Genomic DNA, 771 nt, shown 5'->3' with positions numbered 1-771 from the left:
CTAGGTGTTCAGTCCTGGCATTTGGTGGATCGGGTTCAGGATGAATCTGTCAGGCTCTGATGTCCAGATCTTGCAGATTTATTCGTAAGGCGTGAGACCGCCGAGGGTCTTGAGCCTGCGCACGAAGTTGCAGGCTGTCATGAAGTCCGCGAGATGCGTTCGCAGCTGGTCATGGCTGTCGTAATGGAAGCGCTTCACAGTGGCCTCCTTGATCGTGCGGTTCATTCGTTCGACCTGACCGTTTGTCGGGAAAACAGTCCCCCGGACTGTTTTCTGATCCTCCGAACTCCAGGGATGGTTGGGCTTTGTCAGCCTGTGCTCGATGCCGCTCGACCCTTGTCCTTGAACCAATGGCGGACAAGGTCTCGCCCTCGCAAATCCTGTCAAAGCGCATCGGACGGGAGTAAATGGTGTTTCGGTTCCGCGGCTGCTCTGCGAACTGAATGCCGTTATCGGTGAGAATGGTGTGAACCTGATAGGGCACGGCTTCGAGCATGTGCTGAAGGAACTCCCAAGCTGTCTTCCTGTCGGCCTTATCGACGAGTTGGGTCACGGCGAACTTGCTCGTGCGGTCGATGCCGACGAACAAATATAGTTTGCCTTCAGCGGTCTGAACCTCGGCGATGTCGATGTGGAAGAAGCCGATGGGGTAGCGTTTGAACTTCGACCGCTTCGGCTTGTCGCCTTCCATATCAGGCAGACGCGAGATGCCATGTCGCTGCAGACAGCGGTGCAGCGCAGATCGCGTCAGGTGCGGGATGGACGGCTGCA

The 771-nt window shown here is 56.7% G+C and carries 1 pseudogene; it reads right to left on the bottom strand.

Features of this window, described 5'->3' with window-relative positions:
- Positions 1–771, bottom strand: a pseudogene (locus tag IT41_RS19240) (DDE-type integrase/transposase/recombinase); the annotation flags it as partial.

Source organism: Paracoccus halophilus (genome assembly GCF_000763905.1).
GTDB lineage: Bacteria > Pseudomonadota > Alphaproteobacteria > Rhodobacterales > Rhodobacteraceae > Paracoccus > Paracoccus halophilus.
The sequence above is the reverse complement of the archived record's forward strand: the minus strand, read 5'-3'. Positions and strand labels throughout refer to the sequence as shown.